The organism is Cardiobacterium sp. (assembly GCF_057314735.1).
The window spans coordinates 30,352-44,243 of record NZ_DBHKZK010000070.1 but is presented as its reverse complement, the minus strand read 5'-3'; the positions used below and the strand labels follow the sequence as shown (position 1 = coordinate 44,243).

Below are 13,892 nucleotides of genomic sequence, written 5' to 3'. Positions count from 1 at the left end.
CAGGTTTGGAATTTTGTCGGGTTGCCATGCAGGTTATAGTTTGGAAGGAAGTCTAATATTGTCTTCCATCAGGGGCATTTGACCGCCCATATGCCGACGCAAGGCACGGCGGAATATGTCGGCGATGTGGTGCACGTCAATCATGCCAATCATGAATACACGAATGGCATCCTCTTTGCGCACGCCAATTTTGCCGACAAGAAACTGAAGCTGGATTTCAGCAAGCCGAATGACGACAGCCCATTCGTGCCGCGCTCGCTCGATGCCACCATTGACGGCAACAAATTCACGGGCAAGACGAATGACACCACCGTCAATGGCGCATTCTATGGCGACAATGCCAAAGACATCGCCGGTCATTACGCCAACCCGACGGAAAACTTCCAGGGCGCGTTTGGCGGCTCACAGCGCTGACGCAGACCGGTATTCCGCTACAAAATGGCCTCTTGCGAGGCCATTTTTATTGCGGGCGGAAATCTGGCGCAACGCCGTATGAGGCTTTCGGTGGACAGCTATACATACAGGATAGCGGGGATGATGTATGTAAACGCCGCCACCGGGCGTTTCCGTCTGCCGGGCGGGCGCGGACGCGGTAAAATTGCCGTCATCTTTTCATGGAGTCCGAATATGACAAGCGAAACGCCGCCGCTGGCGGTGCATCTGGACGAAGCGGCGCAGCATGAGGTGACGCGGCTCTGCGTACTCTCGGCGCTGCTCCTCCTGCAATACGGCGCGGAGAGCAATCTGGTGGTCGGGGTTTCGACCCGGCTCGGTTATGCCCTCGGTGCCTCGCGGGTGGAATGTACGCTGACGGCCAATTCCATCGTGCTGACCACGGTGTTTGACGGCTATTGCATCACCACCGCGCGGCGCAATGTTGATCGCGGTGTCAATATGACGGTGGTGAGCGGGGTGCAGCGCATCATGCTCGCCGCCGAGGAAGGCAGGCTCGACCGCGTCGGCGTGCATGAGGCGCTGGAGCGGGTGCAACAGCAGACGCGGGTTTATCATCCGTGGCTGGTATTGCTGCTGGTCGCCGTTTCCTGCGCCTGTTTTGCCCGCCTTTCCGGCGGCAGTTGGGCGGTGTGCACGCTCACTTTTGCCGCCAGTGTCTGCGGGATGCGGGTGCGGCAATGGCTCGGCGGGCTGCATTTCAATGCGATGCTGGTGTTTATGGCGACCGCGTTCGTCACCAGCCTGGTCGCCGGGCTGGGCTTGCGCGTCCAGATGGGCAATGACGCCCATATTGCGATGGCGTCGGCCGTGTTGATGCTCGTCCCCGGTTTTCCGCTGATCAATTCGCTCTCCGATGTGCTCAAGGGCTTCATGAACATGGGCATTGGCCGCTGGGCGCTGGCGACGGTGCTGACGCTCGGCTCGTCGCTCGGCATTGTCATGGCGCTCGCCGTGCTGGGGATTGATTCGTGGACGAATGCGGCGGCAGCACCGTCCGCACCACCGCCGGACGCTTTGGCGCTGGTGTGGCTGCTCCTCAATGACGGGTTTTTCGCCGCCATTCCGGCGGTTGGCTTCGCGCTCTTGTTCAATGTGCCGCCGCGCGCGCTCAAGTTCTGCGCCGCCCTCGGCGCACTCGGCCACGGCACGGCGACGGTGCTGAAACTCGCCGGAATAACGCCGGTCTTCGCCACCTTTTTTGGTGCCGCCCTCATCGGTACGCTTGGCGTCTGGCTGGCGCAGCGCTATCACCGCGCGCACCCGAAGGTGTTTACCGTCGCCGCCGTCATCCCGATGTTCCCCGGCATTCCCGCGTACAAGGCGATGCTGTCGCTGGTGCTGATTGAAAAGGAAGGCTATTCGCCGGAACGCTTCGCGGTGATGGTCGATCAGTTCGTGCAAACCGGCTTCCTGCTGTCGGCGCTGGTCTTCGGCCTCGCCCTGCCGGGGCTGCTGTTCTACCGGCAGAAGCCGGTAGTGTGATTTTTTCCCTAACGACAAAGTGAGGCAATCATGCAAGAGACCCAACCCGACCACACCCCACGCTGGCGCGAATGCAGCAAAAAGGCCGCCCGCGCCGCGCAGGCATATATCGCCGCCACCTGGCGCGAACTCTCCCCGGAAAGCCGCAAGAAAAGCAAACAGGCCATCGCGGCGTTCATCATCTCCGTCATCCTCGCCGTGCTGGTCGCGGGCGAAGGCTTCAGCTACGCGCAATACTGCACCCTGTTCCTCCTCTTCTTCGCCATCCAGCTGTGGATTACCGAAGCCGCGCCGCCGTTCGCGGTCGGCATCTTCATCGTCGGCTTCCTCGTCTATGCGCTTGGCAACGCGGACGGCATCGACGTCGGCAAATACGTCAAAACCTGGTCGGACGGCATCATCATCCTCTTCCTCGGCGGCTTCTTCCTCGCCGAAGGGATGCAAAAAACCCGCCTTGACTACAAACTGCTGCAAAAACTCCTGCCTTATTTTGGCCAGCAAGCGCGCTACATCCTCCTCGGCCTGATGCTCACCACCGCCTGCATCTCGATGCTGATGAGCAACACCGCCACCACCGCGATGATGATCGCCACCGCCGCGCCGCTCTACACCAACAGCAAAAGCAACTTCGCCCGCGCGCTCCTGCTCGGCATCCCGGCGGCGGCCTCCATCGGCGGCATGGGCACCGTCATCGGCTCGCCGCCCAACGCCATCACCGTCGGCGCGCTGGCACAACGCGGCATCAACATCGGCTTCATCGACTGGATGATTGTCGGTATGCCGCTCGCCATCATCCTCACCCTCGTCTTCTGGCGCATCCTCGTCAGTGCCTACAAAATCGGCAAAGACCCGCTTGACACCAGCTTCCTCACCGCGCCGCAGGATGGCACGCCTGCGGTCAATCCGCTGCAAGAACAAATCATGATGGCCATCCTCGTCCTCACCCTGTTCTTCTGGATGGTGGGCAAGCCGCTGTTTGGCATCCCGACCGCCGCCGTCTCCGGCATCCCCATCGCCGGACTGACACTCACCGGCATCCTCACCGGCAAAGACGTGCGCGCCCTGCCGTGGGACACACTGATGCTGGTCGCAGGCGGCCTCGCCCTCGGCCTTGCCATCGAAGAGCAGCACCTCGCCGAATACTACGTCGAAAAACTCAAACACGTCCAAATCGACTACCACACGCTGATCATCCTTTTCGCGCTGATTACCGTGACGCTGTCGAACTTCATGAGCAACACCGCCGCCACCGCCATCCTCATCCCGGTCGCGCTCTCGGTGACGGCGCTCATCGGCGACCACAACCCGGCCATCCTGCCGCTGATTATCGGCTTCTCCGCCTCCTGCGCGCTGTTCCTGCCGGTCTCCACCCCGCCGAACGCCATCGCCTACAGCACCGGCCTGCTCAAACAGTCCGAATTCCGCCTGGGCGGCATCAGCGTTGGCCTGCTCGGCCCGGCACTCATCATCTTTTGGGTGCTGACCATCAGCCGCGTGATGGGCTAATTTTTCTGCGGCGAAAAACCCCGCCGCAGCGGGGTTTTTTATGGCTGCTACGCACAAAAAGCATCGCGCCAATTGTATAGCGATACACGCGAAATTCTGTATAAGGCGCGCCGTCGAAGACAGTACAGGGCTTGTGAGGATGCTATACCGCGTCCTTGTGATTTTACGCGGGCATGATTGGGACGAAAAAAAACCACCTTGAACAAGGTGGTTTTTTGGATGGTGGCGGAGAGAGGGGGATTCGAACCCCCGATAGGGCTATAAACCCTATACTCCCTTAGCAGGGGAGCGCCTTCAGCCTCTCGGCCATCTCTCCTTAAGGAAGTCGCGCATTATACGGATTTCCATCGTGCTGTAAAGCGTGGGCTTTACTCGTTGCCGGAGTGGTTTCCGGGGTTGTCTCCCATCAGTCGCTGGTAGATTTCTTCGCGGTGGACAGCGATGTGGTCGGGCGCCTTGATGCCCAATCGCACCTGGTTTCCCTTGACCGCCAATACTGTCACTTCGATGTCGTCATCAATAATGATGGTTTCTCCTACCCTGCGGGTAAGTATCAACATAACAATGCTCCTGGATTTTTCATAATTCTCTGTCTGCGCATGAAAATCATACATTTGTACGGCAAGCGCCCAAGATGCTGTTGTTTTCATACCAAGCGCGCCGTTTTGTAATGTGTGACCGCCTGCATTCGGCGTGGTGCGCTTGTACCTTCGAGGTTTTTCCGGTTCCTTGCCTCAGGGGGACCGGTTTCGGCTTGCGATGCCGCGGTCAGCGGCACGGGTCTTGTTCTTCCTGGGGGCTTCTGTCGCAATTTCTTGTTTTTGCAACGGAAATTTTTGACAAGCCGTTTTCCTCATTTTTTCACATTTATCCACATTTGTTTTGTTGTGGTTTTGATGTGTGTCAACCTGTTTTTGAGGCGCGGCTATTGTAAGCAAAAAATTTTTTTCTTCCAAACGGATTTGGTGTTTTATCCGTATGTTATGAATTTTTAATGTGGTTTCAACGGGTTGTTTTGTTTCTGTTTGCGCAGGCTTGTGAAATTTATGGGCGATATTTTTTGCTTCGCGAGTGCTTTTTAGGGGTGTGAAGTTTGTAACAGGCCACTAACAGCGCCGTTTTTGTCGCTGTTCGACGCCGTTGGCCGCCTGTTTGCACCGGTTTCAGTCGTCGTCGCGGTATTCGTCGTCGTAGCCGTAGTCGTCGAGGTTGTCGCGTTCGTCGCCTTCGTCGTCGTAGTACCAGCCGTCTTCGCTGCTGCGTTCGAGGTTGTCCCAGTCTTCTTCGTAGTCTTCGGCGTTTTCTTCGTCTTCCATTTGTTGCCACTCGCGTTCGAGCTCGGCTTCGCGGTCGTAGTTTTCGTCGTCGTAGTCGTCTTCAGGGTGCATGGTTGTCTCCGGGGTTGGGGGTGGGGTGCCAGTCGGGATGGGTGACGGGCTCGATGCCGGTGCTATCGCAGCGGGCGAGGTATTCGCGCACGGTGTGTTCGCCGAGCGGGAGTTCGGGGTCAAGGTCGGCCAGCGGGCGCAGGACGAAGGCGCGTTCGCGGATGCCGGGATGCGGCAGGGTGAGGCGCGGGTGGTCAAGGTGCAGGTCGTCGTAGCGGAGCAGGTCGAGGTCGAGGGTGCGCGGCGCGTTTTTGTAGGGGCGTTCGCGGCCTTGTTGGTGTTCAATGGTTTGCAGCAGGTCGAGCAGCGGCAGCGGTTCAAGGGCGGTGCGGTAGCGGACGACGGCGTTCAGGTAGTCGGGTTGGGCGGTGTCGCAGCCCCAGGGTGGGGTACGGTAGAGGCGGGAGGCGCCGGTTTCGGTGAGCTGCGCGGCGAGGGTGCGGCGGGCGCGGTTAAGTTGGGCGATGGGATTTTGCTGGTTGCTGCCGTAGGCGATCCAGATGGTGTGCATGGTTGTTAGGGGCGATTGGTCATTCTTTTGGATACGGTCGCTACGCGGTTTGTCTGCTGTTCCCACTCTAACCCTCCCCACGGGGGAGGGGAAATGTCCGGGCTGTCCGCTGTCCGGTCAGGTTTTTTTGCGACGGCTGCTGCGGTTGCGGCGTTTGCGCGGGGTGGTGGTGGGTTCGTCGTCGTCGGGCTCAGGGCTGTCGGGCTCTTGTTGCAGCGCGGTCCAAAGTGCGACGAGGTCGGTGAGGTCTTCGCCCGCCCCCTGGCGCACGAGGAGGAAGTCGTAGGCGGCGCGGAAGCGCGGATGGGCGAGGACGCTGTGCATTTTGCGGATGTTGCCGCGCGCGGCCTGTTCGAGGCGGGCTTGCAGCGCCCAGATTTCGCGGATCATGCCGCGCAGGCGCACCGGGATGGAGACGCGCTCGCTGGCAGCGATGTGGACGAGGTCGATGGCTTCGTGCATGGCGCTGTGCCAGTTGTCGCGCTCTTTGAGCAGGCCGCGGTACTGGAGCTGGTACACCGGCCAGAGGATGGCGGCCAGCAGGAAGGCGATGGTGACGGGTTTGTCGGCGTGGATGCGTGCGTCGGTGTTGGCGAGTGCGATGCGCACCATGTTTTGCGCGTATTGGGCGTAGGCGGCGTTGTCGTGGTGGTAGGTTTGTTCGGCGTCGGGGAAGAGTGCGGCGAAGAGGCCGTGTTGTTGCAGGACGTCGAAGCAGGTTTCGCCGTAACCGCTCATGAACAGTTTTTGGGTTTCGTCAAAGAGGCGGGCGGCAGGGACGGCGCGCAGGTTGTCGCGGCAGTCGGCAATGGCGGCTTCGGTCGCGGCTTCGAGCGGCATCCCCAGTTTGGCGGCGAAGCGGGCGGCGCGCAGCATCCGCACCGGGTCTTCGGTGTAGCGCGCGACCGGGTCGCCGATGATGCGGATGATGCGGCGTTCGATGTCATCCAGCGCACCGACGTAGTCGCGCAGCTGGTCGTTTTTGCTGTCGTAGTAGAGCGCGTTGATGGTGAAGTCGCGGCGGATGACGTCGTCTTCGAGGGTGCCGTAGTGGTTGTCTTCGAGGACGGAGCCGTAGCTGTCGGTGCGCGCTTCGCGTTCGGGCGGGGCGCGGAAGGTGGCGACTTCGATGATGTCGCGGCCAAAGTGGATGTGCGCGAGGCGGAAACGGCGGCCGATGAGGCGGCAGTTGCGGAAGATACCGGCGACTTGTTCGGGACGGGCGCTTGTCGCGATGTCGAAGTCTTTGGGCTGTTTGCCGAGGAGCAGGTCGCGGATGCAGCCGCCGACGAGGTAGGCCTCAAATCCGGCTTCGTCCAGTTGGCGCAGGATTTTCAGGGCGCGCGGGTCGATTTGTTGCGGATCAATCGGGTGCTCGCGAACGACGGGTGTTGTTGCGGCTAGGGTCATCAGGAAATTCCTTGTCAAAGCCCCGTACGGGCGGGGCGGTAGTATTCTGCGGGAAAGGCGCTTGCTTTCCGGTCTGGGTGTGCGAGTGGAATGTGGTTGCCACGGGATGCGGAATGGCGACGGGTTCCCTGTCGCAGGCGCGTGGCGGGCGCGCATTGTATCGTGTTACACAATGCTAAATCCAGCCGGGGGCGGGGGCGGCAAACCTTTTGTGAAGGGCGGCGGCAGCGGCGATATAGCCATCCACCGAAAGCCTCATACGGTGTTGCGTCGCCTCGCCGTACAAATGCGTACTGTCTTCGGCGACGCGCCTTGTCTGAAACTTTCGGTGGATGGCTATACAATGCGCGACTTTCCTCTCATTTTTTATAAATTTTAAAGGAGTCAAACATGGCCGGTAGTGTCCTTGAACCGAAGGATATTCTTGAATACAGCGCCCACAAGGGCACGATGAAAGCGGAAAACCGCGCCGACCGCCTCGCGGTGCTCGGTTTTCTCGGTGGCGCGTTCATCTCGGTCGGCTATCTCGCCTATGTGCGCATCGTCGCCGCCATGCCGCACGAGCTGGCGGGGCTGGGCAAACTGCTCGGCGCGGCGGTATTCCCGGTCGGCCTCGTCTGCATCCTGCTTGGCGGCGGCGAACTCATTACCGGCAACATGATGGCGCTGCCGGTCGCCTGGCTGAAGCGGCACATCACCCTGCGCCAGTGGGCGCGCAACTGGGCGATTGTGACCGCGACCAATGTCCTCGGCGCGTTTTTCATCGCCTGGTTTTTCGGCCACTACGTCGGCCTCACCGAAGGCGCGGTTTTTGCGGAAACGCTGGAAGTCGCACACGGCAAGGTTGATGCCAGCTTCGGCCAGGCGGTTGTCTCCGGCATCGGCTGCAACTGGCTGGTGTGCATGGGGCTGTGGCTCTGCTACGGCGCCGACACCTTCAGCGGCAAAATCCTCGGCACCTGGTTTCCGGTGATGGTGTTCGTCGCCATCGGCTTCCAGCACGTGGTCGCCAATATGTTCGTCATCCCGGCAGCCATTTGGGGCGGCGGCGACATCACCTGGGCGCAGTTCGGCGAAAACATGATTGCCGTCTATCTCGGCAACGTGCTGGGCGGCACGGTGATGGTCGGCGGGCTGTATTACGCGGCGTATCGCGACTGATTCTGCGGGAAACGCGGGTGCAAAAAAGCCGGGCATTGCCCGGTTTTTTTGTCGAGAGAACCGCCTGTTGGGGCGGCGGGGTAAGCCCCGGGGATGGCTATACATACACGATAGCGGGAATCGTGTATGTATATGCTTCAGGCCACTCAAGACTTCAGATAGTCAATAATGGCAGTGGTGGACGGGTCATGCGCGCCGGTTTTGCCCGCAAGGCTCGCCTCCGTGCCTTTTGCCAGCACTTTGCCCAGTTCGACGCCCCATTGGTCGTAGGCGTTCACATCGTAGAGGATGGCTTGCACCGTCACTTTGTGTTCGTAGAGGGCGATGAAGGCGCCGAGGCAGGCCGGGGTGAGCGCGTCCAGAATGATGGTGGTGCTGGGGCGGTTGCCGGGGCAGGTGCGCTGGTAGCGTTCGGCTTCGGGGATGTCTTGCAGGTCGCTTTCGTCACGGCCGCGCATTAAGGCTTCCGCCTGCGCGGTGCAGTGGCCGTGGATGATGCGTTGCGCGTCTTCGTAGCCTTTGGGCGGGGTTTTCACGGTGACGAAGTCTATCGGGATGTGGCGCTGTCCCTGGTGGATGAGCTGGAAGAAGGCGTGTTGCGCCTCGGTTCCCGTGCCGCCCCAGACGATGATGCCGCTCGGCTTGGTCAGCGGTTCGCCTGCGCGGTTGGCGCGCTTGCCGAGGCTTTCCATGTCGAGCTGTTGCAGGTATTGCGGGAACGGCTCCATCGGGTTGCAGTAGGTGATGACGGCGCGGTTGTTCCAGTTGAAGTAGTGGTTGTACCACGCTTCCAGCGTCGCCAGCCACACAGGCATATTCGCCATCAGCGGCGCGGTCTGGAAGTGTTTGTCCATTTCGTGCGCGCCAGCGAGCAGTTCGGCGTAAGCGTCGTAGCCGTTTTGCAGGATGAAGGGCAGACTGATGGCCGACCACAGCGAGAAGCGGCCACCGACCCAGTCCCAGAACGGCAGCACGCGCTCGGCGGCGATGCCAAAGGCGGCGGCTTTATCGACGTTGGCGGAGAGCGCAATCATTTGCCCGTCGGCCTTTTCGCCACCGGCGGCGCGCAGCCATTCGCGCATATAGCCCGCATTCGTCAGGGTTTCTTCGGTGCCGAAACTCTTGGAGGCGACAATCAGCAGCGTGGTTGCCGGGTTGAGGCGGCGTTTCAGCTCGCTGATTTTCACCGGGTCGGGCGTGGCGAGGAAGTGAACGCGGATGCGGTCGTCGGCGAGGTGTTTGAAGGCGGTGCAGAGCAGGCGCGGGCCGAGTTCGGAACCGCCGATGCCGATGTGGATGACGTCGGTAATGGCCTGGTCGTCGTAGCCTTTCCAGTCGCCGCCGCGCACGCGCTCGCTGATGGCTTTCATCCGTTCGCGCACGGCGCGGATGTGCGGGCTGACGTCTTCGCCATTGACGACGAAGGGCTGATCCGCTGGCGCGCGCAGGCGGTGGTGCAGCGCCGGGCGGTGTTCGCCGGTGTTCACGTTGTCGCCACGGGTGATGGCGGCGATGCCTTCGGCGACGCCCGCTTCATCCACCCATTGTTGCCACAGCGCCTTGGTTTGCGCGTTGATGTGGTTTTTCGAGAGGTCGAGATAAATGCCCGCCTGTTTCAGCGTCCAGTCGGCGACGCGGTTCGGCTCGGCGGCGAACCATTCGGTCATCCGTTTGCCGAGGACGGTTTCTTTGTGCGACTTCAGTTTGTCGTGGAGATTGCTCATCATGGGATTCCTCAAACGATATTGTCAGGCTGGCTGCGGCCAAAGAAATGTTCCAGATTCATCATGCCCTGCGCCATGGTTGCCAGGGTGGATGTGGTACCGGCGAGCGCGGGCGCGGCGTTAATATCCTGCTGCCAGTATTCGACATACATCCGCATGGTCGCGCCACGGGTATCGGTGCCGGAAAGGCGGCAAATAATGCGCGCCTGCGGGCCGAATTGCACCTGCAATCCCTGGTTCGGGCTGGTTTCACCATTGGTCGGGTCGGAATAATTGAATTGTCCGGCATCGGTAATCGGCAATCCGCTAATAGTCTGGCCAATCATTTTGACGAGTTGCGCCTCGAATTGTTTCAGCATATCCGTCGCCGTATCTTTGTCCAGCCCGGTGTAATCAAAGCGGTTGAAAATATGGCGGCCATAACGCTTCCAGTGTGCCTCAATAATTTCATCCGGGGTTTTGCCGGTCGCCGCCTGCAAATTGAGCCAGCACAGTACCGCCCAAATACCGTCTTTTTCGCGGATATGATTGCCGCCGGTACCAAAACTTTCCTCGCCGCAGAGGTGAATCATGTCGGCATCGAGCAAATTGGCAAAGAATTTCCAGCCGGTCGGCGTTTCATAATAATTCAGCCCGTGCGCAATGCAGACCGCATCGACCGCGCGGCTGGTCGGCATGGTGCGCCCCACACCCTTGAGCGATTTCAGGCAGGGAATCAGCGCGTGATTGTCGGCAATCACCGCCATGCTATCGCAGGGATTAATAAAATGCTTGCGCCCGGTAATCAAATTGCGGTCGCCGTCGCCATCGCTCGCCGCACCCATAACGACTGATTCATTGGCCGCAATCGCCGCCTTTAATTCATCAATATGTGCCGGGGATGGATCAGGATGACCGCCGCCAAAATCGGGAAGCGGTTTCGTATTGAGCAAGAATTGCTGCGGCAATCCCAAACGGCGGTGGAAAACCTCAATCGCATACGGGCCGGTGGCGGCGTGCATCGCATCAAAAACAAAAGGATGTTTAGCGATATGCGCTTTAATCGCCGGGAAATCAAACAGCGATTCCATCAAATCCGCATAATCGGCGGTGCTGCTAATCACGCGCAATTCCGTATCACCAAGGCGGTAACTGCCCAGCTTGTCGAGCGGCGGCAATTCCACCTCGGCAATCGAATATTCCGTCAGCGATTTGGAAACCGCATAAGCGGCTTCGGTGGCGTGCTCCGGTGCAGGTTGCCCGGCGGACAAATTGAACTTGATGCCAAAATCGCCATCCTTGCCGCCCGGATTGTGGCTGGCGGACAAAATAATGCCGAAATCGGCCTTGTAATGGCGGATGACGTGCGACGCGGCAGGCGTTGAAAGCAGGCCGTTTTCGCCGAGCAGAATCAGCTTCGCGCCCTGCGCCACCGCCATTTTCAGGACAATGGCGACCGCTTCGGCGCAGTAATAGCGGCCATCACCGCCGACGACAATCGTCTTGCCCGCGACCCCGCCGAGCGAGGTGAAAACGGACTGGATAAAACTCTCGGTGTAGTGCGGCTGCTGGTAATGCGGCACCGGCTTGCGCAGACCGGAGGTGCCGGGGCGTTGATCGGTGAACGCGGTGAACTTTATCGTCTTGATATTCATAAAATTACCTCATCGGTGGTTAGTGGGTTTACCGTATTTTAACGCTAACCCTGTGCATTTGGTATCACCAACTCCACACGTTAATGTGGATTGATGAGGATGATGAGGAAAGTTGCCGTAGGCGTGCCGCGCGTATAATGCGAACCCCTTTCAACAACCTGCAAGGAGCCCCGATGAACGGAAAAATCTCCCCCGAAACCAGCGCCCTCTCCACCACCATGCTCATCCCGCTGTGGGCAAAAGCGGTCGAACAGGAGCGCCCGGAAAATGAACGCCTGCTCACCGACGCGGAAGCGCCACGGATGCTGGCGCAGATTGACTACGATTTCAGCAAATTCAACAACATCGTCATGTCGCAGGTCGGCTGCTGCGGTCGCGCGCATATTTTTGACGAAGAAGCGCGCCGCTTCATCGCTGCCCATCCCGATGCCGTCGTTGTCCAGCTCGGCGCCGGGCTGGACGCGCGTTACGAACGCCTTGGCCGTCCCGCCATTACCGCCTGGTACGACCTTGACCTGCCGGAGGTGATTGCGCTGCGCCGCCAGCTTCTGCCGGAAAGCGGCAATCACTACCTCGGCTCCTCAATGTTGGACGAAAGCTGGATGCAGACCGCAGCCGCCCACGGCAAGCCGGTGCTGCTCTTGTGCGAAGGCGTGCTGATGTATTTCGATGCCGCCACGGTAAAAGATTACCTCGCCACCCTCGCCCGCCACCTGCCGCAGGCGACGTTTGTCTTTGACATCGTGCCGCCGTTCCTCGTCGGCAAGGCGAAAAAACACGACGCGCTCGGCAAAATGGGCGAAGACGTGCCGGAATTCAAATGGTCGCTCAAGGACAATCGCGAATTGGAACAATGGCTGCCGGGACTGAAGCTAGAAGCCGAAAGCGAGCTGAGCCGCTACTGCGGCAAACGCTATTACCGCATCGCCCGCCTGATTTATGCGACCAAATGGGGACGGCGCAACATGGATCAGCACATCGTGCGGGTGCGATTGCCCTGAAACAAAAACCGCGCCCCCTATGGCGGGCGCCCCTCCCTATCCCTGCCCCAAAAGGAACCCCATGCCACCCATCACCATCCTTCGCCTCGGCACCCCCGGCGCCGCCACCTGCGCCCGCCTCAGCGGCTACACCGACTGGATTGCGCGCCACCTCAGCGGCGAAATCCGCGTCGTTGACATCCTCGGCGGCGAAACCGCGCCCGCGCACGATGACTGCTGCGCCGTCATCCTCACTGGTTCGGCGCACATGGTGGACGAACGCCAGCCGTGGAGCGAGGCACTGCGCCCGTGGCTGCAAACGGCAGTCGCGCGCGAACTGCCCGTGTTCAGCATCTGCTACGGCCACCAACTGCTGGCCGATGCCCTCGGCGGCACGACCGGCAACAACCCGCGCGGCGCGGAAAACGGCAACATCACCCTGCGCCGTCTGCCTGCCTGCGACGACGACCCGCTGTTTGCGCCGCTACCGCCGACCTTCACCGCCAACGCCACCCACATCCAGAGCGTGCTGCGCCTGCCGCAAGACGCGGTCGCCCTCGTCGCCAATGATCACGACCCGCACCAGGCCTACCGCATCGGCAAATGCGCCTGGGGCGTGCAATTCCACCCGGAATTTGGCCAGGAGGCGATGCGCGACAACCTCGCACAAAAACGCGACCGCCTCGCCCATATCGACGCGATGATTGCCGCCGTCCCTGAGTCAACGCCGCACGCAACCGCGCTGCTGCAACGCTTTGCCGCTTACGCTGTGGCACACTAAACACATCAACATAAAAAAGCCCGCATCTGCGGGCTTTTTTGTGAGCTGGGAATGCTTAATTCGCGCTGCAATCTTTGTAAACCAGTTCGCCATTTGGCGCGGTAATCATGATGTCGTTTTGGCGGAAATTGTTAGCATCCATATTGGAGCTGGTCAGGCTGTATCCGGCGCCGTCCTTGAAGAAGGTATCGACGTTGTCGGAGCGGTTCAGGTCGTATTGCATGACGCGCTTACGCCCGTTGACCACCGCTTCCGCCTTGACCGGCACACCGGCGCCATTAAAGGCATAATTGACCTTGACGCGACGGTTATTGAGGCACATATAGGAAACGCTGCCGGTTTTGCTGATTTCGCCGGCATTATTCCGGGAATTGTCCGGCGCGGCAGATTTCGCCGCCGGGCTGCAATCTTTGTAAAGGATTTCGCTATTGGGCGACATAATCATGATGGAAGCGTCGCGGTAATTGCCGGAATTAAGTTCGGAGGCAGTCAGGTTATAGCCGTTTTTGTCCTTGAAAAAGGTATCGACGTTATCGGAGCGGTTCAAATCGTATTTCATCAGGCGTTTTTTGCCGTTCAGGGTGGCGGTTGCCTGGGTCGGCACGCCCTGTTCGTTGAAGGTGTAATTGACGCTGACTTTTTTGTCGTTCTGGCATTGGTAGGTGACGCTGCCACCGGCGGCGGAAGCGGTCGCGGAAACGGCAAGTGCCAGGGTGGCGGCAGCGGCGGGAATCCAAAGTTTCATAAATACTCCTGCGTAAGGATAAAGGAAGGGGAATGACAGCCCTGTGTGCGGCTGCGGCGCGCAGTATAAGGCATACAATTCGCACCGGGCTTGCCAAATGGAAAACTTGCCAAA

13 protein-coding genes and 1 tRNA gene are annotated in these 13,892 nt (G+C 60.0%); 6 read left to right on the top strand and 8 right to left on the bottom strand.

Features of this window, described 5'->3' with window-relative positions; translation table 11 throughout:
- The first annotated feature begins 78 nt into the window (after nt 1-78).
- The 3 genes from ACO54Z_RS10635 to ACO54Z_RS10625 all read left to right on the top strand — a co-directional run bounded on the left by ACO54Z_RS10635 (nt 79) and on the right by ACO54Z_RS10625 (nt 3,444).
- Entirely contained in the window at nt 79-414 is a 336-nt protein-coding gene (locus tag ACO54Z_RS10635; RefSeq protein ID WP_485996987.1) for a transferrin-binding protein-like solute binding protein, read from the top strand.
- A gap of 120 nt (nt 415-534) precedes the next feature.
- A complete protein-coding gene (locus tag ACO54Z_RS10630; RefSeq protein ID WP_485996986.1) occupies nt 535-1,938 on the top strand; it encodes a threonine/serine exporter family protein in 1,404 nt (467 codons plus the stop codon).
- Nucleotides 1,939-1,968: 30 nt separating this feature from the next.
- The gene (locus tag ACO54Z_RS10625) at nt 1,969-3,444 is read left to right on the top strand and encodes an SLC13 family permease (protein ID WP_485996985.1); all 1,476 of its coding nucleotides are present in this window, start codon (nt 1,969-1,971) and stop codon (nt 3,442-3,444) included.
- Nucleotides 3,445-3,667: 223 nt separating this feature from the next.
- Here the strand turns inward: ACO54Z_RS10625 and ACO54Z_RS10620 are convergent.
- The 5 genes from ACO54Z_RS10620 to pcnB all read right to left on the bottom strand — a co-directional run bounded on the left by ACO54Z_RS10620 (nt 3,668) and on the right by pcnB (nt 6,753).
- Nucleotides 3,668-3,760: transfer RNA gene (locus tag ACO54Z_RS10620), tRNA-Ser, on the bottom strand.
- Between the two features lie 52 nt (nt 3,761-3,812).
- A complete protein-coding gene (gene csrA, locus ACO54Z_RS10615) occupies nt 3,813-4,004 on the bottom strand; it encodes a carbon storage regulator CsrA (RefSeq protein ID WP_004141086.1) in 192 nt (63 codons plus the stop codon).
- Between the two features lie 603 nt (nt 4,005-4,607).
- Nucleotides 4,608-4,832 (bottom strand): hypothetical protein, encoded by a 225-nt coding sequence (locus ACO54Z_RS10610; protein ID WP_298080917.1) that lies wholly within the window; start codon nt 4,830-4,832, stop codon nt 4,608-4,610.
- A complete protein-coding gene (gene folK, locus ACO54Z_RS10605; RefSeq protein ID WP_485996984.1) occupies nt 4,822-5,343 on the bottom strand; it encodes a 2-amino-4-hydroxy-6-hydroxymethyldihydropteridine diphosphokinase in 522 nt (173 codons plus the stop codon). The genes ACO54Z_RS10610 and folK overlap by 11 nt, the downstream gene beginning before the upstream one ends.
- A gap of 117 nt (nt 5,344-5,460) precedes the next feature.
- Nucleotides 5,461-6,753, bottom strand: a complete 1,293-nt coding sequence (gene pcnB, locus ACO54Z_RS10600) for a polynucleotide adenylyltransferase PcnB (protein ID WP_485996983.1) — start codon at nt 6,751-6,753, stop codon at nt 5,461-5,463.
- A gap of 390 nt (nt 6,754-7,143) precedes the next feature.
- On the opposite strand from pcnB, the gene ACO54Z_RS10595 reads away from it, so the two are divergent.
- Complete coding sequence (locus tag ACO54Z_RS10595) at nt 7,144-7,914, top strand: formate/nitrite transporter family protein (protein WP_485996982.1); 771 nt, start codon at nt 7,144-7,146, stop codon at nt 7,912-7,914.
- A 146-nt stretch (nt 7,915-8,060) separates the two neighbouring features.
- Here the strand turns inward: ACO54Z_RS10595 and pgi are convergent, their stop codons facing one another.
- The gene (gene pgi / locus ACO54Z_RS10590; RefSeq protein ID WP_485996981.1) at nt 8,061-9,641 is read right to left on the bottom strand and encodes a glucose-6-phosphate isomerase; all 1,581 of its coding nucleotides are present in this window, start codon (nt 9,639-9,641) and stop codon (nt 8,061-8,063) included.
- An 8-nt stretch (nt 9,642-9,649) separates the two neighbouring features.
- Nucleotides 9,650-11,272, bottom strand: a complete 1,623-nt coding sequence (locus ACO54Z_RS10585; protein ID WP_485996980.1) for an alpha-D-glucose phosphate-specific phosphoglucomutase — start codon at nt 11,270-11,272, stop codon at nt 9,650-9,652.
- Nucleotides 11,273-11,445: 173 nt separating this feature from the next.
- Here ACO54Z_RS10585 and ACO54Z_RS10580 point away from each other — a divergent pair, with 173 nt between their 5' ends.
- Nucleotides 11,446-12,273, top strand: coding sequence for a class I SAM-dependent methyltransferase (locus tag ACO54Z_RS10580; RefSeq protein ID WP_485996979.1), 828 nt, complete (start codon nt 11,446-11,448; stop codon nt 12,271-12,273).
- A gap of 61 nt (nt 12,274-12,334) precedes the next feature.
- Nucleotides 12,335-13,033: a glutamine amidotransferase gene (locus tag ACO54Z_RS10575; protein WP_485996978.1), complete on the top strand. Its 699-nt coding sequence runs from the start codon at nt 12,335-12,337 to the stop codon at nt 13,031-13,033.
- A 55-nt stretch (nt 13,034-13,088) separates the two neighbouring features.
- On the opposite strand, the gene ACO54Z_RS10570 is transcribed toward ACO54Z_RS10575, so the two are convergent.
- Nucleotides 13,089-13,778 (bottom strand): ACP-like domain-containing protein, encoded by a 690-nt coding sequence (locus tag ACO54Z_RS10570; protein ID WP_485996977.1) that lies wholly within the window; start codon nt 13,776-13,778, stop codon nt 13,089-13,091.
- Between the last annotated feature and the right edge of the window lie 114 nt (nt 13,779-13,892).

Excerpts from the sequence above, each read along its gene's own strand:
- pcnB (WP_485996983.1), bottom strand. The coding sequence starts at position 6,753 with ATGACCCTAGCCGCAACAACACCCGTCGTTCGCGAGCACCCGATTGAT.
- ACO54Z_RS10580 (WP_485996979.1), top strand. The coding sequence starts at position 11,446 with ATGAACGGAAAAATCTCCCCCGAAACCAGCGCCCTCTCCACCACCATG.
- ACO54Z_RS10625 (WP_485996985.1), top strand. The coding sequence starts at position 1,969 with ATGCAAGAGACCCAACCCGACCACACCCCACGCTGGCGCGAATGCAGC.
- folK (WP_485996984.1), bottom strand. The coding sequence starts at position 5,343 with ATGCACACCATCTGGATCGCCTACGGCAGCAACCAGCAAAATCCCATC.
- ACO54Z_RS10630 (WP_485996986.1), top strand. The coding sequence starts at position 535 with ATGATGTATGTAAACGCCGCCACCGGGCGTTTCCGTCTGCCGGGCGGG.
- ACO54Z_RS10575 (WP_485996978.1), top strand. The coding sequence starts at position 12,335 with ATGCCACCCATCACCATCCTTCGCCTCGGCACCCCCGGCGCCGCCACC.
- csrA (WP_004141086.1), bottom strand. The coding sequence starts at position 4,004 with ATGTTGATACTTACCCGCAGGGTAGGAGAAACCATCATTATTGATGAC.
- pgi (WP_485996981.1), bottom strand. The coding sequence starts at position 9,641 with ATGATGAGCAATCTCCACGACAAACTGAAGTCGCACAAAGAAACCGTC.
- ACO54Z_RS10610 (WP_298080917.1), bottom strand. The coding sequence starts at position 4,832 with ATGCACCCTGAAGACGACTACGACGACGAAAACTACGACCGCGAAGCC.
- ACO54Z_RS10595 (WP_485996982.1), top strand. The coding sequence starts at position 7,144 with ATGGCCGGTAGTGTCCTTGAACCGAAGGATATTCTTGAATACAGCGCC.
- ACO54Z_RS10570 (WP_485996977.1), bottom strand. The coding sequence starts at position 13,778 with ATGAAACTTTGGATTCCCGCCGCTGCCGCCACCCTGGCACTTGCCGTT.
- ACO54Z_RS10585 (WP_485996980.1), bottom strand. The coding sequence starts at position 11,272 with ATGAATATCAAGACGATAAAGTTCACCGCGTTCACCGATCAACGCCCC.